The organism is Clavibacter sp. MX14-G9D, from assembly GCF_032917815.1.
Taxonomy (GTDB): domain Bacteria; phylum Actinomycetota; class Actinomycetes; order Actinomycetales; family Microbacteriaceae; genus Clavibacter; species Clavibacter michiganensis_K.
In genome coordinates, this window is sequence record NZ_JAVCVL010000171.1 from 1 (window position 1) to 5,937 (window position 5,937).

A 5,937-nucleotide genomic window follows, 5' to 3' on the forward strand; every position below is an offset into this window, starting at 1 on the left:
CGCCACGGCCTTGGTCGGGACGCTGTCCCGCATGCGGGTCTGCACGCCCGGCCGCGAGGCCGTCACCGAGGCGACGATCCGCGCGCCCGCGTCCGCCGCGGTCAGCCGGTAGGTGGCGGCCTGCGCGCCGGCGATGGCGACGCCGTCGCGGGTCCACCCGTAGGACAGCGTCGGCGCCGGGCTCCAGCCGCCGGGTCGGGCCGTGAGGACGGATCCGACGACGGCCGACCCGGCGATCGTCGGCACCGGGGAGGTGGTGAACGCCGGGAGCGTGACGGGAGCGGTGGAGGCGCTGCGGCGCTCGGCGGCGATGCTGCCCGTCCGGGTGGCGACCACGCGGACGCTGAGCGCACGGCCCGCGTCCTTCGCGGCGACCGTGTACGTCTTGCGGGTGGCGGCGGGGATCGCGACGTCGTCAGCGGACCACTGGTACGAGAAGACCGCCCCGACGGGCTTCCAGGCCCCGGGCACCGCGGTGAGCACCCGGCCGACCACGGGCGTGCCGGTGATGGTGGGTGTCGGGGCGGCGGTGAAGGGCACCGCGGGCTTCGCCGCGGACGGCCGGAGGACGGGGGCGACGGATGCGGCCGACGCGGCACCGGCTGCGGCACCGGCCGCGTCGGCGGGCAGCGCGACGGCGGACAGGACGAGGGCCGCGGCGAGCGCGCGGCCGGCGCGCAGCAGCCGTGAGCGGTGCCGGGTCGCGGCGGGGCGGGGGGCGTGTTCGTGCACGAGCGACTCCTGGGGACGGCCGCGTCGGGTACGCCGGCGATCCCCTTTTTACCCCACTGAGGAATTAAGTGCCGCCCCCCGAACGGCCGGTCGGAGGCGCATTGCCGGGGTCGGGCCCGAACCGGGCATGCGACATCACCTGCGAGAAGGCGATGATGGCGGCGTCGAGGCCGAGGAGTCCGAGCCCATCGTGTGCGCCGGAGGCCCGGCCTCCGTCACCGCGACCATGGTCGCCCCTTGACGCCGATTCCCCAGCCGCTGGAACATGGCGCATGGCTGCCGTGGAGCACTTCGAGATCCCCGCCGACGACATGGCGCGCGCGAGCGCGTTCTACACCGCCGTCTTCGGCTTCCGCTACGAGGCGTGGGGGGAGGACGCGGGCATGATCATCACCGGATCCGACGACGGGATCGACGGGGACCTGCATCAGCGCGCCGACGTGCCGCACCCCACCATCGTGATCACGGTCGACTCCATCGAGGAGACGGTGGCGCAGGTGGAGGCGCACGGCGGATCCGCGATGGGCGGCATCCAGATGCTCAACGAGACCGACCGCTGGGCGTACGTGCGCGACAGCGAGGGCAACGCGATCGGGCTGTTCGACCACGGGCCCGCGGGTGCGGCCGACTCCCCCGCCGAGACGACGACCGGCTAGTCGCGCCCGGCCGCGCGCCTCCGAGCCGCGCGCCTCCGGGCGGCGCACCCGCTACGCGTTGTCGTCCCCCGTGTCGATCGCGGTCTGCCGCGAGGGATCCGCGAACGGCAGCCCCTCGGCGCCGGAGACGTCGGGCATGTCGTCGCCGTGCTGGCGCGTGTAGACGCGGTGGGCGATGCGCTCGTCGTCCATGCGCTGCGACAGCGCGGCGTAGGTGGTCTCGAGGTGCGGGACGCGGCGGATCACGTCCATCACGAGCCGGAACCGGTCGAGGTCGTTGAGCATCAGCATGTCGAACGGGGTGGTGGTGCCGCCCTGCTCCACGAATCCGCGCACGTGCATGTTCTCGTGGTTGTGGCGCTTGTACGTGAGGCGGTGGATGAGCGACGGGTAGCCGTGGAACGCGAACACCACCGGCTTGTCGCGCGTGAAGAGCGCGTCGAAGGAGCCGTCGTCGAGGCCGTGCGGGTGCTGCGTCGTGTCCTGCAGCCGCATCAGGTCGACGACGTTGATGAAGCGCACGCGCAGCTGCGGGATCTCCCGCTTGAGGATCTGCACCGCAGCCATCGCCTCCACGGTCGGGATGTCGCCCGCACACGCGACGACCACGTCGGGCTCGAGCCCCGGCACCTCGGTGCCCGCCCACTCCCAGACGCCCACGCCGCGCGCCCCGTGCGCCCGCGCCTCCTCGAGCCCGAGCAGGCTCGCGGTCGGCTGCTTGCCGGCGACGACCACGTTGATGAGGTCGGTGCCGCGCAGGCAGTGGTCCATGGTGACGAGCAGCGAGTTCGCGTCGAACGGCAGGTACACCCGCACGATCTCGGCCCGCTTGTTGACGACGTGGTCGAGGAACCCGGGGTCCTGGTGCGAGAAGCCGTTGTGGTCCTGCCGCCACACGTGCGACGACAGGAGGTACGTGAACGACGCGACCGGGCGCCGCCACTCCACCCGCGAGCTCGACTCGAGCCACTTCGCGTACTGGTTGAACATGGAGTCGACCACGTGGATGAACGCCTCGTACGAGGTGAAGAGCCCGTGCCGGCCGGTGAGCAGGTACGCCTCGAGGAGCCCCTGCGTGATGTTCTCGTTCAGGATCTCGATGACGCGCCCCTGGTGCGCCAGGTGCTCGTCCGCGGCCACGACCTCGCCCTGCCACGCCTTCGCGGTGACCTCGTACACGTCGTCGAGCCGGTTGCTGGCGGTCTCGTCGGGCCCGAAGATCCGGAAGTCGAGCGGATTGCGCGCGATCACGTCACGCAGCCAGCCGCCGAGCACGCGGGTCGGCTCCGCGATGACGCCACGGCCGTCGCTCAGGTCGATCGCGTTGACCTCCAGCGGCGGCAGGCTGAGGTCGCGGCGGAGGAGGCCGCCGTTCGCGTGCGGGTTGGCGCTCATGCGCCGGTCGCCCTCGGGGCGGTTCGGCTGCAGCGCGGGCGTCAGGCGCCCGTCGCGGTCGAAGAGCTCGTGCGGCCGGTAGCTCTCGAGCCACTCCTGGAGCTGGCGCAGGTGGTCCTCGTCGTCGCGGACCCCGGAGAGCGGCACCTGGTGCGCCCGCCACGTGCCCTCCACCTGCTTGCCGTCGACCTCCTTCGGACCCGTCCAGCCCTTGGGCGTGCGGAGGATCAGCATCGGCCACGCCGGACGCTCCTCGCTGCCGCCCGTGCGGGCCGCCAGCTGGATCCGCGTGATGTCGTCGAGGGCCTCGCCGAGCGCGATCGCGAACCGCTCGTGGACGGCGCGGTGGTCCTCGTCGTCGAACCCGCCCGAGACGATGCGCGGCGCGTAGCCGTATCCCGTGAACAGGGCGAGCAGCTCCTCCTCGGGGATGCGCGCGAGCACCGTGGGGTTCGCGATCTTCCAGCCGTTGAGGTTGAGGATCGGCAGCACGGCGCCGTCCGACTCCGGGTCGAGGAACTTGTTCAGGTGCCAGCTGGCGGCGAGGGTCGCCGTCTCGGCCTCGCCGTCGCCGATGACGCACGACACGACGAGGTCGGGGTTGTCGAGCGCGGCCCCGTACGCGTGCACCAGCGAGTACCCGAGCTCGCCGCCCTCGTTGATGGATCCGGGCGTCTCGGGCGCCGCGTGCGACGGGACGCCGCCGGGGAACGAGAACTGGCGGAACAGGTGACGGAGCCCCGCGCGGTCGGGCGTCGCGGCGGAGAAGAGCTCCGAGTAGGTGCCGTCGAGGTACGCGTTCGCGACCATGCCGGGGCCGCCGTGGCCGGGGCCGGCGATGTAGATCATGTCGAGGTCCCGCTCGACGATCACGCGGTTGAGGTGCGCGTAGACGAAGTTCAGAAGCGGGGTCGTGCCCCAGTGCCCGAGGAGGCGCGGCTTGATGTCGTCGCGCGTCAGCGGACGCTCCAGCAGCGGGTCGTCGAGCAGGTAGATCTGGCCGACGGAGAGGTAGTTGGCGGCGCGCCACCACCCGTCGACGACGTCGAGGTAGAGGGGCGCGGCGGGGTCGCGGGGTGCGGTGTCGGAGGCCATGCATCAGCCTACGGCGGGGGTCGGCGCGCGACCAGGGCGGGCTGCCCGCCGGATCGCCGCCGGCCGGCGCGTCCGGCCGACGCGTCCGCCCGTAGCCGCTGGCACGCGGCGCGGCAACCCCCGGGGCGCATCCCGCGCACCGGCCTAGCGTGACCCGCGACGGGCCCCGCCCGTGGCGCCTCCCGGCGCTCCGCCGCACGCAGGAAGGAACCCCATGAGCACGACGCTGGATCTGCTCCGCACCTCGCCCGCCGACCGCGGCGACCTCGACCTGGAGGTGCTCGCCGCCTGCATCGACGCGTGCGGGGCATGCGCCGCGGCCTGCTCGGCCTGCGCCGCCGCGTGCCTGTCCGAGGAGGGCGTCGCCGAGCTCACCGCGTGCGTGAGCGCCGACCTCGACTGCTCCGAGATCTGCGCCGCGACCCTCGACACCCTCACCCGCCACAGCAGCGACCGCGTCGACATCACGCGCCTCGCGCTCGAGCTCTGCATCGCCGCCTGCGGGGCGTGCGCCGACGAGTGCGCCCGGCACGGCGAGATGCACGAGCACTGCCGGATCTGCTCCGAGGAGTGCCGGCGCTGCGAGATCGCGTGCGCCGCGCTCCTCGACGCGCTGTGACGGTCATCGAGCGTCCGGGGATGCCGTGCGCGGCGCGCTGACGGCGCGCGAGCGGCACCTCGCCGCCGAGATCCGCGCCCACGACTGGTCCGAGGCGCCGTACCGCGCCACGGGCACCGCGCACGCGCCCACCGGCGACGGCTCCGGCGACGGCTCCCCCGGATCCGCCGCTCCCCGCCTCTCCCCGGAGGAGGCCGAGCGCGTGCGCGTCAACGTGATGTGGGTGGTGGCGCAGTGCCTCGGCTACGAGGATCCGGAGTTCAACCCGGACGCGTTCGCGGAGGCCGCCGGGGTCACGCGCGACTACCGGTGCACGCCCTTCGGCGGCCCGAGCGCCATCGTGCGCGAGGGCCTCCGCGTCGGTGCCGACGGCTCCTACGACACCCCCGGGTCGGGTCCCGGAGGCCACGGGAGCACCGGAGGCCCCGCGTGATCCCCCGCCTCCCCGGCCCGGACAGCTCGCTCCGCTTCCTCCGCGACGGCTACCGGTTCGTGTCCCGCGGCGCCGACGCCGTGGGGGCCGACGCGTTCCGCACGCGGCTCGCCGGCCGCCCGGTCACCTGCATCCGCGGCCGCGAGGCCGCCCGCCTCTTCTACGAGGGCGACCGCTTCGGCCGCGCGGGCGCCATGCCCGTCTCCGTCATGCACCTCCTGCAGGACGAGGGCAGCGTGCAGGCGATGAGCGGGCACGGCCACCACGTCCGGAAGGCGATGTTCCTCGGGATGAGGCTGCCCGAGGGCATCGAGCGCGTCCGCCGGGCCTTCGACGACGAGTGGCGGCAGGGCGTCGCGCGCTGGTCGCAGGTGCCCGAGGTGCGACTGCACGACGAGCTCGTCGAGGTGCTCATGCGCACCGCGTGCCGCTGGGTCGGGATCCCCGTGGACGACGACGAGGTCCGGCGCGTCGGCGCCGACGTCGCCGACATGGTCGAGCGGGCCGCGTCCGTCGGCCCTGTGAACTGGGCCGCGCGCGCCCGGCGCCGGCGCGCCGAGCGGTGGGCGCGCGACGTGGTGCGACGCGCCCGCGACGGCCGCCTGCCGGTCGCCGCCGGCTCGCCGCTGCAGGACGTCGTGACCCACGTCGACGCCGACGGCTCGCCGCTCACCATCGAGGCCGCGGGCGTGGAGCTCCTCAACCTCGTGCGCCCCACGGTCGCGGTCGCGCGCTTCATCGACTTCGCGCTGCACGCCCTGCACGCCCACCCCCGCTGGGCGCGGGCCTTCGCCGCCGGCGACGAGACCGACCTCCGGGGCTTCGTGCAGGAGGTGCGCCGCTCCTACCCCTTCTTCCCCGTGATCGCCGGCACCGTCCGGAACGGCTTCGACGGCCTCGGCGGGACCTTCGCCCCGGGCGACTGGGTGATGCTCGACCTCTTCGGCACCAACCGCGACCCCCGCCTCTGGCGGGATCCGGAGTCCTTCGACCCCACGCGCTTCCGC

Annotated in this window: 5 protein-coding genes and 1 pseudogene; 4 read left to right on the plus strand and 2 right to left on the minus strand. The window is 74.0% G+C overall.

Going from position 1 to position 5,937, the window contains the following annotated elements:
• Nucleotides 1–732, minus strand: a pseudogene (locus tag Q6969_RS12170) (carboxypeptidase regulatory-like domain-containing protein); the annotation flags it as partial.
• 272 nt (nucleotides 733–1,004) lie between these two features.
• Between Q6969_RS12170 and Q6969_RS12175 the strand changes: the two are divergent.
• Nucleotides 1,005–1,388 (plus strand): VOC family protein, encoded by a 384-nt coding sequence (locus Q6969_RS12175; RefSeq protein WP_317230676.1) that lies wholly within the window; start codon nucleotides 1,005–1,007, stop codon nucleotides 1,386–1,388.
• 51 nt (nucleotides 1,389–1,439) lie between these two features.
• Here Q6969_RS12175 and Q6969_RS12180 read toward each other — a convergent pair whose 3' ends face one another.
• A complete protein-coding gene (locus tag Q6969_RS12180) occupies nucleotides 1,440–3,878 on the minus strand; it encodes a phosphoketolase family protein (RefSeq protein ID WP_317230677.1) in 2,439 nt (812 codons plus the stop codon).
• 214 nt (nucleotides 3,879–4,092) lie between these two features.
• Between Q6969_RS12180 and Q6969_RS12185 the strand changes: the two genes are divergently transcribed.
• The 3 genes from Q6969_RS12185 to Q6969_RS12195 form a co-directional block, all read left to right on the plus strand.
• The gene (locus tag Q6969_RS12185; RefSeq protein WP_317230678.1) at nucleotides 4,093–4,497 is read left to right on the plus strand and encodes a four-helix bundle copper-binding protein; all 405 of its coding nucleotides are present in this window, start codon (nucleotides 4,093–4,095) and stop codon (nucleotides 4,495–4,497) included.
• Between the two features lie 25 nt (nucleotides 4,498–4,522).
• On the plus strand, nucleotides 4,523–4,930 hold the full coding sequence (locus Q6969_RS12190) for a hypothetical protein (protein ID WP_317230679.1): 408 nt from the start codon (nucleotides 4,523–4,525) through the stop codon (nucleotides 4,928–4,930).
• The coding region (locus Q6969_RS12195; RefSeq protein WP_317230680.1) for a cytochrome P450 at nucleotides 4,927–5,937 on the plus strand (1,011 nt) is incomplete at its 3' end. The genes Q6969_RS12190 and Q6969_RS12195, both read left to right, overlap by 4 nt.

Excerpts from the sequence above, each read along its gene's own strand:
- Q6969_RS12175 (WP_317230676.1), top strand. The coding sequence starts at position 1,005 with ATGGCTGCCGTGGAGCACTTCGAGATCCCCGCCGACGACATGGCGCGC.
- Q6969_RS12180 (WP_317230677.1), bottom strand. The coding sequence starts at position 3,878 with ATGGCCTCCGACACCGCACCCCGCGACCCCGCCGCGCCCCTCTACCTC.
- Q6969_RS12185 (WP_317230678.1), top strand. The coding sequence starts at position 4,093 with ATGAGCACGACGCTGGATCTGCTCCGCACCTCGCCCGCCGACCGCGGC.